14 protein-coding genes are annotated in these 17,006 nt (G+C 43.1%); 8 read left to right on the top strand and 6 right to left on the bottom strand.

The annotated features are described in order from the left end of the window. The first annotated feature begins 92 nt into the window (after window positions 1-92). On the top strand, window positions 93-4,244 hold the full coding sequence (locus tag B5Y40_RS10845) for a hybrid sensor histidine kinase/response regulator (protein ID WP_159453656.1): 4,152 nt from the start codon (window positions 93-95) through the stop codon (window positions 4,242-4,244). 122 nt (window positions 4,245-4,366) lie between these two features. Here B5Y40_RS10845 and B5Y40_RS10840 read toward each other — a convergent pair whose 3' ends face one another. Continuing rightward, on the bottom strand, window positions 4,367-4,573 hold the full coding sequence (locus B5Y40_RS10840) for a hypothetical protein (protein ID WP_079686678.1): 207 nt from the start codon (window positions 4,571-4,573) through the stop codon (window positions 4,367-4,369). Between the two features lie 823 nt (window positions 4,574-5,396). Here B5Y40_RS10840 and B5Y40_RS10835 point away from each other — a divergent pair. From B5Y40_RS10835 to B5Y40_RS10820, 4 genes are read left to right on the top strand one after another with little or no spacing between them, the layout of a single operon-like run. Continuing rightward, a complete protein-coding gene (locus tag B5Y40_RS10835; RefSeq protein ID WP_079686677.1) occupies window positions 5,397-6,083 on the top strand; it encodes a TetR/AcrR family transcriptional regulator in 687 nt (228 codons plus the stop codon). Continuing rightward, window positions 6,080-8,254, top strand: coding sequence for a peptidase domain-containing ABC transporter (locus B5Y40_RS10830; protein WP_079686676.1), 2,175 nt, complete (start codon window positions 6,080-6,082; stop codon window positions 8,252-8,254). Before B5Y40_RS10835 ends, B5Y40_RS10830 begins: the two co-directional genes overlap by 4 nt. A 5-nt stretch (window positions 8,255-8,259) precedes the next feature. Further along, window positions 8,260-9,558, top strand: a complete 1,299-nt coding sequence (locus B5Y40_RS10825) for an HlyD family secretion protein (RefSeq protein ID WP_079686675.1) — start codon at window positions 8,260-8,262, stop codon at window positions 9,556-9,558. 23 nt (window positions 9,559-9,581) lie between these two features. Continuing rightward, a complete protein-coding gene (locus B5Y40_RS10820; protein WP_079686674.1) occupies window positions 9,582-11,030 on the top strand; it encodes a TolC family protein in 1,449 nt (482 codons plus the stop codon). 228 nt (window positions 11,031-11,258) lie between these two features. On the opposite strand, the gene B5Y40_RS10815 is transcribed toward B5Y40_RS10820, so the two are convergent. Further along, a complete protein-coding gene (locus B5Y40_RS10815; protein ID WP_079686673.1) occupies window positions 11,259-11,666 on the bottom strand; it encodes a winged helix-turn-helix transcriptional regulator in 408 nt (135 codons plus the stop codon). 76 nt (window positions 11,667-11,742) lie between these two features. Between B5Y40_RS10815 and B5Y40_RS10810 the strand changes: the two genes are divergently transcribed. Both B5Y40_RS10810 and B5Y40_RS30010 read left to right on the top strand, forming a co-directional pair. Next, on the top strand, window positions 11,743-12,120 hold the full coding sequence (locus tag B5Y40_RS10810) for a nuclear transport factor 2 family protein (RefSeq protein ID WP_079687162.1): 378 nt from the start codon (window positions 11,743-11,745) through the stop codon (window positions 12,118-12,120). 198 nt (window positions 12,121-12,318) lie between these two features. Beyond that, window positions 12,319-12,450, top strand: coding sequence for a hypothetical protein (locus tag B5Y40_RS30010; RefSeq protein WP_262497175.1), 132 nt, complete (start codon window positions 12,319-12,321; stop codon window positions 12,448-12,450). 120 nt (window positions 12,451-12,570) lie between these two features. On the opposite strand, the gene B5Y40_RS10805 is transcribed toward B5Y40_RS30010, so the two are convergent. The 3 genes from B5Y40_RS10805 to B5Y40_RS10790 form a co-directional block, all read right to left on the bottom strand. Next, window positions 12,571-12,984 carry a hypothetical protein gene (locus B5Y40_RS10805; protein ID WP_079686672.1) on the bottom strand — a complete coding sequence of 138 codons (414 nt, stop codon included), beginning with the start codon at window positions 12,982-12,984 and terminating at the stop codon, window positions 12,571-12,573. Between the two features lie 662 nt (window positions 12,985-13,646). Continuing rightward, window positions 13,647-14,528 carry a radical SAM/SPASM domain-containing protein gene (locus B5Y40_RS10795; RefSeq protein WP_079686670.1) on the bottom strand — a complete coding sequence of 294 codons (882 nt, stop codon included), beginning with the start codon at window positions 14,526-14,528 and terminating at the stop codon, window positions 13,647-13,649. Window positions 14,529-14,730: 202 nt separating this feature from the next. After that, window positions 14,731-15,483: a DUF6882 domain-containing protein gene (locus tag B5Y40_RS10790; RefSeq protein WP_079686669.1), complete on the bottom strand. Its 753-nt coding sequence runs from the start codon at window positions 15,481-15,483 to the stop codon at window positions 14,731-14,733. A 208-nt stretch (window positions 15,484-15,691) separates the two neighbouring features. On the opposite strand from B5Y40_RS10790, the gene B5Y40_RS10785 reads away from it, so the two are divergent. Continuing rightward, window positions 15,692-16,153, top strand: a complete 462-nt coding sequence (locus B5Y40_RS10785; protein WP_079686668.1) for a hypothetical protein — start codon at window positions 15,692-15,694, stop codon at window positions 16,151-16,153. A gap of 191 nt (window positions 16,154-16,344) precedes the next feature. On the opposite strand, the gene B5Y40_RS10780 is transcribed toward B5Y40_RS10785, so the two are convergent. After that, entirely contained in the window at window positions 16,345-16,908 is a 564-nt protein-coding gene (locus B5Y40_RS10780; RefSeq protein WP_143785696.1) for a hypothetical protein, read from the bottom strand. Between the last annotated feature and the right edge of the window lie 98 nt (window positions 16,909-17,006).

Here is a 17,006-nt window from a genome sequence, read left to right as displayed (position 1 = left end):
AACGCACCGATCACAACGCATCCTCATCCTTTAAATTATATCTTTACCACTCGTTCATGTTTCAGGTTAAACATATAATTAACTCCAAATTCATGTCCTCGAAATCTTATAAACGCATAGGAATAATTATCACATGCATCCTGCTGTTACATTACCATGCGCTAAGCCAGCTGCAAAATATTAAGTTCGATCATATCAGCAGTGAGGCAGGTCTCTCACATGGAAATGTACTTTGCATTCTGCAGGATAGCAGAGGACTGATGTGGTTTGGAACGCGAGAGGGTGTAAATAAATATGACGGCTATACGTTCACAACATACAATGCGAATGAAAATACTTATGAGGGTGCCTCCAATGCCGTAACCGATATGAAGGAAGATGCAGCGGGTAACATCTGGATGACTACTCAAAAAGGGAGCCTGCAGATGCTGGATAGAAAACAGGATAAGATCCTCGAATTTACGGATCCTGACTTTTCTGGCCCATTATCAAGTATTGAAATCGACAACCAAGGTAATCTTTGGATCGGAACGGAAGGGAAAGGACTTGCACGATTTAATAAGAAGACTAAAACATTCACCTACTATTCTTCCCAGAAAGCGAACCCCTCCAGCATCAGCAACAATTACATCCATAGTATATTGGAGGACAGCGACCATAACCTTTGGATAGCAACCTTCGATGGGCTGGATCTCTTTGACAAGAAAAGTCAAACGTTTACCAGGTTCAAACCCCATGAAAAAAATAGCGATTCTTTAACGGTGAGCGGCATCTTGTGCATGTTTGAGGACAGCAAAAAACAACTTTGGATCGGAGGTGTTACCGGCGTTAATGTAATCGAGAAAGTGTCGGGAAAATTTAAAAGATTTAGAAACGGTGACCCGCAAAACATGCTTCCCAAAAATAGTATTACTGCTTTGCAGGAAGATCAAAAAGGAAACCTCTGGATCGGCACTCAAAATGGAGGCCTGAGTGTAATGGATGGTAAATCAAACACATTCTACAACTACGTATTTGAGGCTGGCAATAGCAACAGCATAAGCGATAATTCGATAACTTCTCTTCTCAAAGACACCAAAGGGAACATGTGGGTTGGTACGTTCAGTCATGGCGTTGATTTTGTTGGTATTGATGAGAGCAGATTTTCCCACTATAGCTCAAACACGTCCGGGCAAGGTCTCAGCCACAATACCGTATTGGGTTTTTTCGAGGACGCCAAAAATAATCTATGGATAGCCACCGATGGCGGAGGGCTCAATTACTTCGACAGCAAAGACAAAACTTTCACCCACTACCGGCATAAAGCACATGATCGAAACAGCATCTGTGGAGACCATGTATTGAAAGTTATAGAAGATAGCAAGGGAAACCTCTGGATCGGCACATGGGGGAATGGTTTAACCGTTTTTAACAAAGAGAAAAATACATTCAAACATTTCAGGCATGATCCAGCAAATGCCAACAGTCTGATCAATGACAACATCATTACACTCTATGAAGACAGGCAACAGAATATATGGGTTGGCGCTTTCTCCGGTGGAGTTAACTTGTACGATCCAAGTCAAGACAATTTCATACGATATAACACAGTTTTGAACCACCCTGATGGCTTTAATAATAATAAATGCATTAATCAAATCATGGAAGACAGCCAGGGGAATTTCTGGGTAGGATCGGAAGGTATTGGCCTATGCCTGCTGGACAAAACCAGTAAAACGTTCGTGCCATTTAACAATAACCCAGGCAAAAACAGCGTCAGCAATAACTCGGTGCTGACCATCTTTGAAGACAGCCATAAAAGACTATGGGCAGGTACGCGAGGCGGGCTCAATCTATTCGACCGTGATAGAAAAACATTTCGCTCTTTCCACAAAAGCGATGGTTTACCTGCCGAACAGATCTTGGGTATTTTAGAAGACTCGCACGGTAATCTTTGGTTGAGTACCAGCAACGGTATTTCCCGATTCAATCCAGAGAATAACACCTTCAAGAATTTTGGTATCGACGATGGTCTCCAGGGAAAGGAATTTATAACCAATGCCGTTTGTGAAAGTAGAACCGGTGCCATGTACTTCGGTGGGCCGAATGGATTCAACGAATTCTATCCCGATAGCATAACAGAAAAAAGCTATGATCCTCCTATTGTGTTTACCGATTTCCAACTTTTTAACAAGGCAGTTAAGATTTCGGGGAGCCCCGAAGATAACTCACCGCTAAGACAACATATCTCAGAAACCAAATCAATCGTACTTCCGCACAGTGCATCCGTACTCTCCTTTGGTTTTGCATCTTTGAACTATACATCAAACGAGAAAAAACAATACGCCTATAAGCTGGAGGGATTCGATAAAGAATGGAATTATGTTGGAACCAAGCATTCGGTAACCTATACAAACCTGGATGGTGGAAACTATACTTTGAGAGTTAAAGGGCTGAACAATCAAGGCGAGTGGTCCTCGAAAATGGCTACACTTTCCATTACAATAACCCCTCCTTTCTGGATGACCTGGTGGTTTCGGTCAGCATCGGTCTTTTTGATTATCGGATGCTTTGCCTCATTTTTTATTATCCGAATGAATATAATCAAAAGACAAAAGGAAGCCCTTCAGCTTCAGGTAGAAACCAGGACTATGCAGCTGGCCCGTTCCACGGAAGAAGAACGCAAGGCACGCATGGAGGCCGAACAGGCAAACAAAGCAAAAAGCGTTTTCCTGGCAACGATGAGCCATGAAATCCGAACACCTATGAATGGTGTGATTGGTATGGCTTCATTACTCCGGGAGACTCCCTTAAATGACGAGCAGATAGAATACTTAGAGATCATCCATAACTCCGGGGAAAGCTTGTTATCGGTAATAAATGATATTCTGGATTTCTCAAAAATAGAGTCCGGAAACATGGAACTGGATCTCTACGACTTTGATTTGAGAGGATGCATTGAAGAAGTGCTTGACGTTTTTTCTGCTAAGGCGGCTTCCGTTGGGCTTGACCTTCTCTATCAGGTAGATTCGAATGTCCCCAATACTATTTTAGGCGACAAATTAAGACTTCGGCAAATACTCATAAACCTGGTTGGCAATGCCATTAAGTTTACCAAGCACGGGGAAATATTTGTAAGCGTATCGGCGCAGGAACAGGAGCAAGATACATTAAAACTCGAGTTTCAGATCAGCGACACCGGAATTGGCATTCCGGCAGACAAATTAGGAAGACTATTCAAAGCCTTCTCCCAAGTTGATTCCTCGACTACCAGGAAATATGGCGGCACCGGGTTAGGTTTAGTAATTACTGAAAAACTTGTCACATTAATGTCAGGAGAGATAAGTGTTCAAAGTACTCCTGGTCAAGGCACCACCTTTACCTTTACAATTCAGGCTCAAGCAGGTAAGACCCCGGTCATTAACTATATCCATTTTAGCACCGATGGTTTGCAAGGAAAGCGGATACTGGTTGTAGACGATAACAGTACAAATTGCAGGATCCTGCAGACGCAGCTCCAGCAGTGGAGATTGGCCAGCGTAGTGGCAAGTTCAGCCGAGAAAGCATTGGATATCTTAACACAAGAAAATTTCAATTTTGATTTAATTATTACCGATATGCAAATGCCTGTGATGGATGGAGTTGGATTTGCCAAGCGTGTTAGAGAACTCAGCAAAGATTTACCCATCGTATTACTTAGCTCCATAGGCGATGAAAAGAAAAAGGAGTATGAGCATTTATTCTCGCAGATATTGAATAAACCTGTAAAGCAAAGAGTACTTTCAAATGCAATAATGGGCCTGCTCAAAAAAGGTAGCAAACTTACACCTCCTTCCACCGAGAGCAGAAAAATCTCCAGCGAACTGGCTCAAAAATATCCATTGAAAATCCTTATTGCTGAAGACAATGCTGTAAATCAAACATTAGCCATCCGTGCGTTGAACAAACTTGGTTATTTATCTGAAGTGGCAACCGATGGGCTTGCCGTACTTGATAAACTCCGGCAATTTCAATTTGACCTTATTTTCATGGATGTGCAAATGCCAGAAATGGACGGGTTAGAAGCCACAAGGCACATTCGAAAAAAGATTGGAAACCAGCCCGTCATTATAGCCATGACAGCAAACGCTATGTCGGAGGATAAAGTGATTTGTTTTGAGGCTGGTATGGATGACTATGTAAGCAAGCCTTTCAAACTCGATACACTTATGGATATGCTGGAAAAATGGGGGAAGATAATACACGATAAAAAAGATAAAAGTTAAAGGAGCGTCTGCACTGGCAGTCTAAGTCAGCCCTAAAAATCTCTTTAGTAACGCAAGCGGAGTTGAAATCCAAAACCTATATTTATATATATAACTATACCTTTACAGTGATGGCATCTATACTATTTATACCCTGACTCGAAATGATAGTCAGCAAATCCTATGAAGCTCTTCCAATCGTATAGCGTAAGGTCGTGCTTACCTGCTCTGTTGTGATAGACGAACGGTGCATGAATGAGAGGCGTCTTACATTCCTGACCTTCCGATACATTGAAATATTCCTTCCTATAGTTTTGTTTTTTTATTCCTAAGAAGTTTCCCTGCTCCATAATAAATCCAGGCGATGCAGGTAAAGATCTGTTTCATTAAGCCGCCTATATATACAGCCAGTTTCTTCTCAAGTGATTGAATTTGAGTTCAGGCGCTACTCGCTACGTCTATACCAATTCTCTTTTTTAAATCTTCGTTGTTCAAGAGTTCGCTTTTTACTGATATATAGGCCGCACGCCTGTCCTTCCATTATTTAACTGACTGCGTGTCCTATTGTGACTCATCGATTTCTCGCGTCAAGGATATTTCGGTTCTTTATCGTTTACCGTCTAATGCTACATGCTCCCCCTGCGTTTACTGGGCCTATAAATGAATTGAGAGTATCCGCGCTTATCATAAATCCGCTTCTGCTGCTCATTGATGTGATTACTGAAATTTACTAACAGGGAATTGACCACAGACTACTTGAACAGGCATGATAAAACAAAAAGACGGTCTGGACAGGACTCCACTACTAAATAACAGGAAAGATTTCCATCTAGTAGGACTATATATGCCAGAAGTCTATCTCATCCGTACGCACCAGACAGTATTTTGAGTCTTAAAAGACTAACCATTGACACTGACAAAATTTCTAAGCAAACAACTTGTCAAAAATAACATGTATATATCCGTATAACCATTTCAAAACGACATACATAATTTGTCTTTACAGACCAAATTACGATCGACATCATGGGCAGCGAAAACTTCCTCCTTTTTTTACTTCGAAAGTGAGCCGGTCACCGGACCTCCCCCGACCCCCGCATAAAAAACAGAAAAAAATTTAAACAATATTGCATAACTACCGTTTATGATAGCAATACTATCATTTTTAAGCACATGACTATCGTCTCTTTTAAACTGAATCCGAACTTATACCTGCGGGACCCGCAGTCCAGTACGCTGGGCCAGAAGATCATTCAATCCAGTATTAAAATGATTGACAAAACCGGTGCTGAGGATTTTACATTCAAAAAGCTGGGTGCCGAGATCGGCTCCACGGAAGCATCTATATACCGGTATTTCGAAAACAAGCATCGCCTGATTTTATACTTAATCGACTGGTATTGGACTTGGCTGGAGTATAAAATAGATTATCGCATCCAGAATATAGCAAGCCCCGTGGAGCGACTGCGAACCTGTATCCGGATGCTGGCCGAAGAAAAGAAGATAGACCCGGAGATTCCCTTTGTCGATGAGCAGAGACTGCAGCGCATCGTCAACACTGAATTCGAAAAAACGTACCTGACCCGGCAGGTGGATACTGATAATAAAGAAGGGCTGTTCCTTCCCTATAAATCGTTGTGCAAAAAAATAGCCGGTATACTCAAGGAGATCAGTCCGAACTATGGATTTCCGCATTCGCTAGTAAGCACCGTCATGCTAAGTGCAAATCACCAGCTATACTATGCGCAGCACCTGCCCTCTCTTACGGATATAAAAACAGACTCGCGGCATAAGCATGAGCGGCTCGCCGAGTTTCTGGAAACCATGGTGCTCAATACAATTAACGCAAAGATCAAATGACCAATCACTCCATCATACGGATACTGCGAGAGGCTGCACTTTTACTCAAGCACGAATTCAACCCGGCGGACCTGCGCTTTGTAGAGATCAACAACCGCCACTATGCAAAAAATGAATTTGGTGAGTTCAAGAATGATCTCATCGAGGCGGGCAGTAAAATGCGTATGCTTTTCCTGGAGCAAAATATACCCGCTGCATCCCTGACAGACCTGGTAAAGGACGACAATATACTTGTGCTCGTATTCCATGAAACGCCGCAGGAGCTTGTGCCGCTGCTGATTTCATGTGAAAGAAAAAAAATAGCGATCACCGCGCTGCAAGAAAATACACAGCTTTCCTTTGGAACAGACATCTCGCAGCTGACCTCCCTCCATAGCCATGCAAACGGAGTGGTGACGTATATACTATATCCTTACAAAAACCTGGTGAGCGACTACGCCTACGAGGGGGATGTGGTACCTGAGCCGATGAGTCCTGTCAGAAGGTTTTTCAGGCTTCTGTCCACGGAAAGAAAAGATATACTATATATACTATTTTATTCCATCGTCGTGGGGCTCATCGGCCTGATCTTACCGGTTGGTATCCAGAACACCGTAGAGCTTATTTCCGGAGGCGTGTTCTTCAGCTCGGTATATCTATTGATTGCTGCCGTCATCCTGGGTGTACTCTTCACAGGGATACTGCAGATCATACAGATCGGTTTGGTTGAGCATTTGCAGCGGCGTGTATTTACGAAGGCCGCCATCGAGTTTGCATTCCGTATTCCACGCATTCGTATGGAGTCGATTCTCAACAACTATGCTCCGGAGCTTGTGAATCGTTTCTTCGATGTGATTACACTACAGAAAGGATTACCCAAGATGCTGATCGATCTTTCCTCTGCAGCGATACAGATCTTTTTCGGGCTCATCCTGCTCTCGCTATACCACCCCTTCTTTGTGTTCTTCAGTGTAATACTGGTCTTTGTCCTGTTCCTGATTTTCTGGCTCACCGGGGCCAACGGGCTCACCTCATCCATCAATGAGTCAAAGTATAAATACAAAGTAGTGCAATGGCTCGAGGAGCTCGCCCGTTCCATCAATTCATTTAAGCTGGCAGGCAATACGGACCTGCCCATCCGGCGAACCGACAACATGGTCAACAATTACCTGAAGTATCGCAAGGCTCACTTCCAGGTGCTCATCACACAGTTCTCTTTTATCGTCGTTTTTAAAACGGCCGTCACCGCGAGTTTGCTTATCCTGGGAACTATACTGGTAGTGAACCGCGAAATCACATTAGGACAATTTGTGGCCTCCGAGGTGATCATCATTCTCATGCTGAATGCCGTTGAGAAAACGATCACCTATATGGATGTTATCTATGATCTGCTAACGGCCGTGGACAAGATCGCACAGCTCACGGACTTGCCGCTGGAGAAAGTAGGCGGGCTGGATTTTCAAAGACATACTGTTACGGGTTACTCCATTGAATTGAAGCAACTCAAATATAGGTACCCGCAGAAAACAGAGCATGTACTCAATGGAATTGATCTTCGTATCAATTCCGGTGAGCGGGTTTGCATTGCAGGTCCGGGCAACGCTGGAAAGACCACACTCACCAACCTGATTGCCGGTATACATTCCGACTATGAAGGCATCATCACCATCAACAACTATTCACTGCGTGATCTGGACATTCGCCACCTGCGCGATAGCATGGCTAAAAACATTTCACCGGAAGATATATTCGATGGTACGATACTGGAGAACATTACCCTGGGCAGTGCTACACGCAGCGTTGAAGATGCCATCCAGGCGATACGAAAGGTAAAGCTGGAAGATGAAGTGAACCGTTTACCCGAAGGGTTGAATACCCATATTGTGAGTGGCGGTAAAGGATTTTCAAGTTCGTTTATTCATAAACTTATACTGGCCCGGTGCCTGGCTAAAAAACCGGCGCTGATCATCCTTAATGATTTCTTCGCGGGCCTCAAGCGACAGGAGAAACTCGATATGCTGCAGTCGGTGATCCATGCCGACAACCGCTATACATTGCTTGCTGTCTCCAACGATCCGCTCATCATGGCTGCCTGCGACCGGGTTATACTTCTTAGCAACGGACAAATTTCCGAAGAAGGTCACTTTGAGGAACTTTTAAAGAAGGGTACTATTAATAACTATATCGATTAGAAAGTATGCTGCGACTATCAACACAGAGGATCGACAAAATGGTGAAGGAGGAAAATCTATACTCCTTGCGTGCCCTCAAGCGGCCCGCAGCCGGTATACTGATGGCCAAATGGCTGATGGCGATGGGCGCTATATTTATAGTCTTCCTCTTTCTGCCCTGGCAACAAAACATCCGCGGTATAGGAAAAATTACAGCGCTTAATCCCGCCAACCGGCCGCAGACCGTGCAGGCCGTCATCGCCGGGCAAATTCAAAAATGGCATGTACGCGAAGGACAGGCTGTCAAGGCCGGTGATACGATTGTTACGATACGGGAGGTAAAAGAAAAATATTTCGATCCCCAGCTACTGGAGCGTTTGCAGGAACAACTCACTGCCAAGAAGAGCAGCCTTACATCCAAGACCGAGAAAGCGCACGCACTTTCCCGGCAGATCGAGGCATTGAAGACCGGCATGCAACGCAAGATTGAGCAGGCTACTGCCAAGCTCCAGGCAGAGCGTATAAAATTTCAGAATGCAGAGAACCAGTATCAGCGCAACAAAAAATTATTCGAAGCCGGAAATATACCTCTGACCAAGTTCCAGGAGATAGAGTATAAATACCAGGGCAGTGAAGCTGACTATAGAAATGCCACCCTGGAAATTGCCCGCCTGCGCGCCGAGTATATGGAGAAGATCAGTAAATCCGAGTCCGACCTGAGTGCTACGCAAGGCGATATATTTGAGGCGCAAGGTGAGATCTCCAAACTCACCAATGAATATACCAACACGCAGATCCGAAGCGGCCAGTACCAGATCACGGCTCCCCAGAGCGGCTATGTGGTGCGCGCCATGCGGGCCGGTATAGGTGAGACTATAAAAGAAGGCGATGCAGTCTGCACCGTGATGCCGGAGGTGACGGACCTGGCTGTAGAGATGTACGTAAAAGCTATGGACGTTCCCCTGATCAGCAAGGGGCGCAAGGTGCGTATTGAATTTGACGGATGGCCTGCGTTGCAGTTTTCGGGATGGCCCAGCGTATCGGTGGGAAGCTTTGGCGGAACCGTAGAAGTGATTGACTATGTAAGCTCTCAGCCGGGAGAATTCCGGATGCTGGTTATACCGGATAAGACCGATGAGGTATGGCCGCAGCAGTTGCGTGTAGGCTCGGGAACACGCGGGTGGGTGATGCTGGAAAATGTACCGGTGTGGTATGAGATCTGGCGCCAGCTCAACGGCTTCCCTCCCAGCCTGTATAAGGCTCCGCTGCAGGATGCTTTGCCTTCCAAGGAGGAGACCAAAAACGCGCAGGAAAAGAAGAGTTAAGGACAACGGCAGGACTACACGCTATGAAGAATATATTGCTGATCATCTTGTTTAGTATATACTATACGGGGCTGTGGGCGCAGCAGCAGAACGACTCTATATTTGTGCTGCCCGATACGGTGAGGCCTGTTACGCTTGAAAATTTTTACCAGCTCATCACGCGGTATCATCCCGTTGTCAAGCAAACGGATTTACTGTCCCAGGTTGCCAAACAGGAAATACGCCTGGCGCGTGGCAGTTTTGATCCCAAGATTGAAAGTGAATTCCTGCTTAAGCACTATGACGGCACCGAGTATTATCGTTTGTTTAACGGGGGCGTAAAATTTCCCACGGCAAGTCCCCTCACCCCTACCATCGGCATGGAACGCAACACGGGAGAGCGCCTGAATCCCGAGCACTATATATCCGGAGACTATAACTACCAGCAACTCTACGCCGGTATATCTTTACCACTGGGACAAGGTTTGTTTACCGATGAGCGAAGAACTGCACTCCGGCAGGCGGAGCTTTTCGAGGCCATGATGGAAGCTGAGCAGGTGAAGCTCATCAACAAGTTGCTGCTAGAGGCTGCCAAGGATTACTGGCAATGGTATTACAGTTACTATAACTATCGGTTGGCGGCGCGTACAACGGCGGTTGCCCAAGAAATATTCAGAAGAGTAAAAATGAATTTTGAAGGTGGTGAGCTCTCGGGCATGGACACCGTGCAGGCCAGTATTACCTTCCTGGAGCGGGCGGTAAACATGCAGGAGGCGCTGCTTGCCTTAAAGAACAGTACTATAAAAGTGTCAACCTACTTATGGGACAGTACAATGAACCCGGTAGACCTTTCCCTGGAGCATGCTCCCGTTGTGCCTGCGGAGTCCGTGGTATTATCCGGGGCGATTCTGGAAGAGCTTACGAGCGAAGCAAAAGTCAATCACCCCGAGCTGCGCAAGCTCAATATCAAACTCCAGCAGCTGGAGCTTGACAGGCGCCTGGCAGCAGAGTATATGAAGCCACGCCTGAATGTATCATACTATATGCTCAACCAGCCGTTTAATCCCGAGGGTATAGCCAGTTCATTTTCCTGGGATGATAACTATAAACTGGGCGTTGACTTTTCTATACCACTCTTCCTTCGTAAAGAGCGGGCCAAGATTGCCCAGACCAGGCTAAAGATCAGCAACACCACCTACGATCGTGATCTTACGCGCAGGCAGATCATCAATGATATACAGGCAGCCTATAACCAGCTTGTCAACAACGGAGTAGTCCTAGGGCAGCAACGCGCGATGGTGGACAACTATAACCGCCTGATGAATGCCGAGCTCCTGAATCTTCAAAATGGCGAGAGCGATCTCTTTAAGATCAACGTGCAGCAGGAGAAACTTTTCAATGCGCAGTCCAAGCTCATCAAAATAATGGCCGAGTATGAAAAGCAAAAGTCTGTACTATACTGGTCGGCGGGCAAAAGGCCGCTGGCGCAATAACGCCTTTCCTGTCTTACAGTAAAGTATATATTTTCGGCATATACCGCTCAGCCTGCCAAGTGCTTAATTTTTTTTCCCGCCATTGCCACTTCATGAAGCACATTTTGCTTTTATAGTTTCAAAGTCGATTGTTTAACTCTGATACATAAGTTCGTTTCACAAAAGTTTTAAATCAGAAACACGCCTAACGCGATAGAATACAGGCCCCAATTTTCAATTGTTTAAATCCTATTTCACTTTATGCTTTAAGACCTCGCTCAATTCTCGGACGACAGCAGCTTTATCCTTCTTTATCCTTTGCCCCAGTTCCTTCCTGGGACAATTCTTATTATACTTTGCGCCCCAGTCCATCAACTCGATTATTATCGGCAGTAGATCAGCCCCTTTTTGTGTAAGGCTATAGATATATTTAGACTTATTTTCAGGTGAAACGTCTTTCACCAGGATCTTCTCGCCTTCCAGAATGGTAAGCCTGCTAACCAGAATGTTTGTGGCTATTCTTTCTTCCGAATTCAGAAATTCACTGTAAGACATTTTACCTCTTAACATAACATCGCGGATAATTAACAGCGACCATTTGTCACCAAGTATATCCAGTGAACAACTGATTGGGCAATCAGATCTTTTTTTATCCATGCTTACAAAGTTATTGCAAATTGCAACAACTTCCTATATTTGTACTTGCATTTTGCAACAACTAAAATACGTTACTATGGAAAATCAAGCACTCACAAAGCAACTTCTTGAAAACTATTACAAGGGTTTTGCGGAAAAAGCAAATTGGGAAGACACCATCGCCGATGACTTCCAGTACGTAGGTGGTGACATGACTAACACGCAACCCGTGGTAGGCAAACAAGCATATGTTGAAATCATAAAACGCTTTTCCCAACGATTTCAAGCGATGCGGGTAAAACAAATGATCATCGACGGAGACAAGGCCAGTGTTATTGGGAATTACGATTTTCAGTTTCCGAATGGACAAAGAATAAATGGCAACGTCTCCGAGAACTGGACTGTTAAAAATGGAAAGCTTCAATCCCTGACTTTGTATTTCGATACCTTAACTTTCATGACAAACTTAAAGTAGGTGTAATGCGCCTACTGGGCGTGCATTGATCCCACCGTCTTCATTGACGACAATGGACAGGGTGGGCTGTTGTGGGAAAATGACGCATGCTATTACGCACGGCGCAAAGAAAACATGATGATGGTACGGAAAGTAAAGGGTGTATAGGTATCACGGTGAAGCAACGGATAAGCCATTAACACTAAAGCTCCTTTTCACATGCAAACGAAAGGAACGCTGATAGCAGAAGGCGCTGATATCCGATCCTTTCATCAGAAGGAGTTTATTGAGAATGAACCGGTGCAGCAAGCCTCACCCAGAAAGGAAATGGCGGCTTTGTTATTCAGGTGAAATAACTTGCTCTTCTTTGCTAGCTTCGTGCCACTGGACGTTTAAATCCGATATATAGTATAAAAGCAAAAGGTCGGCGATTGCCAACCTTTGCTTTTATAATCAATGAACCTCTCCTGGTTATTTCAAACCGTAGAGTTCAACGTGCGCTTTTTCACCGCGGTAATTTGGAAGCGTCTTATAGGTAAATGCAACTTTTTTCAAATCTTCCGAAGCATTTTTCAGGTCGAATGATTTTGTTTCACCTCCTGCCTGAAGCTGGTTGGCAACGGCCAATTCCTGTGTGGCGCCAGATTCATAGTATACAATCACTTTATCTATGTTAATAGGGGCATCGGTAACTTTTAGTTTGATCGACTTAAATTGATCAGCTCCCATAACTACAATAGATTCGTTTTCCTTTTTGAAATCAGCTTTTACTTCACCGATCTTGTGCCATCCGGGTTTATCGCTGGTAACAATACCTGGATCCTGTGCGAACGCCATAGTGCTGAATACAGCAAATGCGAGAATAAAACCAAAAACTTTTTTCATAAGATGTATATTTAAGTTGATGTTATAAATCCCGGTGTAGACAAAAAAAATAGTGCCCGATATAGCGGATGATTTAGTTGGTTATCTGTGGATTTTATTCCAGAAAGGTGTATACCGCGACTGAGCACGGGATGACGATTGATGTATTATTCAACAGGCATGAAACTCCTTTCGATATCTTATGTTGATATTTGGCTACAGTACAAAGTCACGCAAGAATCGGGCAAAGCTTCGGACAGATATCAAGGCACTACGGAATCTTTCGCCCGGAAAATACTTTCCAATCCAACGAAAATATTACACTTTTCCGTTAGCTATATTTCCTCGTTTGATCAAAGACAAACACCAGCGAACTATATTATTTGCAAAAGTGAAGCCATCATAACTGGTAAGTATACATGAAGATATATACCAAAATAATCTTTGAACTAATAAAATATTTCTGCTAGCGCTGATCTTTATTCTTTAAAAGAAAATTATACATCGGCTATAACCACCCACTGCACATAGCGGGCGTTAAGAGGTAGTTAGAAAACAGTCAGAAATTCTATTCTTATATCACCCCTAAAAAAACAGGGCACTTGATTTACTATACCTATCTCAAAACAGAAACGAACTTAGAAACAGCAGCATGCCATAGCCATTCATTCGCCAAGGACAACTCATAGCGCTTGCCTCTTTTTATCAGATTTGTCAAAACGGGTAATAAATGAACAGTGTTGACAAAATGTTTCAACCAACACGCCATTTAAAAATCCGTCTCGCATCTTTATAAATCTTTCACTGTTGAGTATATTTTGCAGAGACTGCTCTTTGACATTGCCCAGATTAATAGTGCCATTTTTATCTAAACAACACGGCACCACTGTACCATCGGCATGAATGCCTATATGATTGACAGCTCCATGGCAGCGGCCGCGCGTACCTTGATGTGGCAGTGAAAAAGAAGGCCATTCAAAACGAGAATCAAAATGCAAATATAGTCTGTTCCAGATCCTTTTGGATTTGATCGCTCCGGTCTCCACATTCCGATTGATCGTAACATTGAAGTACGATTCGATTTTTAGAAAGACATCCTCATTATCCGAATCATTACTTTGCTGATTCCATAATCGAAAATTTACATAGAGTTCCGGTCGTAGCGCGTGCGCTGATTTTGTGAACTCAAATATGGGCTGTAGAAAGGGATCAAGGTCCCGATCAGGATAATTATCTTTGAAGGCCTGTATAGAGAAATTCACTTGTCGTATACAACGGGAGCTTATGATGCGCTCGGTATATCGTTTAATCAGAATACCGTTCGTGGTCAGATCGATTTGAGTATTGTATCGCTCGCAAATGTCCAATATTTCCAAGAACTTGGGATGAGCAAGGGGCTCGCCGAGCAAATGTAAGCAGACAATTTCTGCAAGCGGAGCAACCTCCTTTAAGACGGCTTCAAATTCCTGCAAGTCCATTAACTTCTTGTCCTTCTCTACAACAGGACAAAACGAACACTGTACATTACAAATATTGGATATTTCGAGATAGACTTTTTTGAACATGCGCTACTTAACAAGGTTCATTTGTTGATACTAAAGATTCATGAGTTGAGTTTATCATAACAGGCGAAGCGTTACAATTTCAGAAAAGCGATTGATAACTTAATGGTTTCGAAAGACAAGTCGACGCTTGTATTGCTGTACTTAATTCTGCTTTAATGTTAATGCCTAAGCCCATGTATAGGTTAATGTAGGATGGAGAATTTCAGTCACGTTGATTTCTTCGCTTGCTTTCAAAGTAGCATTGATCACATACTATCTTTAGATTCACAAACGCTTCGAAGTTTTCAGTCCAGTCACCCTCTCGCTCCCAAGCTTTTTCGCAATCATCACACCAGGCTTGATAGTCATCTTCGGGATCAATCAATGGATTTGAGTCAATGGTTTCATGAAAACCAAGGTTCGCCCCTTTCAATAAATGCTGACAGACGAAAGCAATGCGACTTGCTCCATGCGATTCACAATCGACATACTTTTCTTTCAAGTCGTCATACTGCTCTTGCGTCAATTCATTGATGAATATAAAATATACAAAGAGATGTTCATGAGGAATACGATACGCTCCTATTGCATTCAAAAGTTTGGCAGTTATTGCCGTCAGTGCCCAACCCGTGTACTCATCGCCATTTTCAAGAAGCCCTTGAGACAGCTCGTTAAAATTATTCTCTTCACCGTACTCTTTTACTTTTTCAAGCCCCTTGGCAACGTGCTTCGGGGTCGATTCGTTTTCCCATGACCACATCCAGGTGTTTCGGTTTGTAGAGAATGAGCCTACGTCAACGTATTTGAAGTAAAGATTTCTACCGTCATCCGACTTGAAATGAAACACGCCAATACCATGATCGTAAAACCAATGCTCATAGCTGTTGATGTCGTACAGTTTGATAAACTCTTCCTGAAGAGCGGAAAGTTGCTCGATACATTCGTCCTTAAAATTTTCAAAATCCTGATTCATCATTGCCACAAATATAGTCAAGCACAGTTGCTGATTATTGAATGAATGTGCTTCTATCTGGTAAAGCGACGTGTATAATTTATAAACTTTTTTCACAGAATTTCTTCCACCAATCTTTGGTTTAACTTTCTATCATCGAATAAAGCAATTTTATGATGTCTTTTAAAAATAAGATATATTAAGATTCGGTTTTTACAACAACATTAATACAATGGGAAGCTCCAGCGATACTGATGATGAATTTCAATACTTGGCAGAAAGGGCTGCCCTGTTTTTTACTTACCTCGATTCAAATGAAATACTGACTATTTTTCCATCTCGCAAGGCGACCTGGAAGGATTTGGATGAAAGAGTACAATCCGGCAGTAAGCGGAAGCTAAAGATTTTGAATGAACTCATAGACAGTACGCTGGTTGGCCGTAACACCTTAGGAACAGAGGACAGGTTTGAAATACTCCGTTTGTTTGATGAAAAGTTAGGTGAAGGTCCCAATGCGCTGATCGATAAAATGATTGCATTGTATGATAAAATAATCCGCAAAGGTATAATCGATTCTAATATAGTTTTAAATAAGGCCATTGAGATTCGTAACAGTGAAATTCTTGGATTAACTCCTGCTCAAAAAAGTGTGCTCACTGACATAATTACTTTATCAATAGAGCAACGCAAATGATAAAACGTACAACTAGTCAGAAGTTACTATATATACTTTAGGAAGACCTGTAACAACCAATATCAAATTCTAACGTTCCCTCCTTCTCTATTGGCTTATATATAGAAGTAAGGGTAAAAAAGAATAAAGCACAAAAACTGCTGACCATGAGTATGTGTTAACATGCCATACTGAAAATACTCGTTAACTATTCATAAGGCTGGCGAGAGCCACTCTGACCTGGTCAATCTACTGCGCAGACCTTCTGACATTTTCTCCTGATTGAGGGTCAAACATTTGGATAGGGCATTCAAGCTAACGCTAACCGTAGGATCATGTATATTAACAAAATCAGCGTTATCAAGTATTTCATACATGGCTGTCAAAATAATTTTCAGCTCCTGAAATTTGTCATCGATTGATAAACTAAGTTCATTGAGAGATACCATCACGTTCAAGTATATACTTCTATAGATAAATTTTTCACTAACATCCCTTTCAGCTTCACCGTACTTTTCATAATATTTCTCAAGACTTCTAAGATCGATTTTGCGTTGCTCTATTCGTTCTTGCTTGCTCTTGGCAGCCCATTTCAATTCGTCTATTTTTCTAATAATGAAGGATCGTCTATTTAACATGTCGACAACTTCAAATGTACTTTGGTCTGTTACAGTATTTTTCAAAAAAGCATTAACTTGAACTAACTCATCTTCAAGTTCGGATATCTTTTCGCTTTGCATATATACTCCGTTAGACATAGTAATTTTAAAATCCATTTCACACCATTTTGCCGTAGATCTACTGCATGAGACAATCCGCATCTACTAAATTTCCTACTCCTGGTCTGAACTCCATCTTGGTTAATCGTAAGCTT

This window comes from Ohtaekwangia koreensis (assembly GCF_900167975.1).
GTDB lineage: Bacteria > Bacteroidota > Bacteroidia > Cytophagales > Cyclobacteriaceae > Ohtaekwangia > Ohtaekwangia koreensis.
The sequence above is the reverse complement of the archived record's forward strand: the minus strand, read 5'-3'. Positions and strand labels throughout refer to the sequence as shown.